The 247-nt window shown below is 64.4% G+C and carries 1 protein-coding gene; it reads left to right on the top strand.

Annotated features, from left to right (window positions below; genetic code table 11):
• Nucleotides 1-14 precede the first annotated feature (14 nt).
• A partial coding sequence (locus C6N31_RS43135; protein ID WP_307811623.1) for an alpha/beta hydrolase-fold protein occupies nucleotides 15-247 on the top strand: 233 nt, incomplete at its 3' end.

Below are 247 nucleotides of genomic sequence, written 5' to 3'. Positions count from 1 at the left end.
ACTTCACCACTGAGATTCCCCAGAGCATTCGAGCCTCCTACCGGGTACTGAGCGGTCCGGGCAGTCTGGCCCTCATGGGCGACTCCACGGGCGGTTACTGTGCGGCGAAGCTCGCTATGGAGCACCCCAAGGTGTTTTCCGCCGCGGTTTCCTTGTCCGGATACTTCAAGGCCGCGGAGGACATCACCACCGGCGACCTCTTCGGTGGCAGCAAGGCACGCCGTGACCGGGCCGACCTCAACTGGCG

It is taken from the genome of Streptomyces fildesensis, from assembly GCF_016107395.1.
GTDB lineage: Bacteria > Actinomycetota > Actinomycetes > Streptomycetales > Streptomycetaceae > Actinacidiphila > Actinacidiphila fildesensis.
The sequence above is the reverse complement of the archived record's forward strand: the minus strand, read 5'-3'. Positions and strand labels throughout refer to the sequence as shown.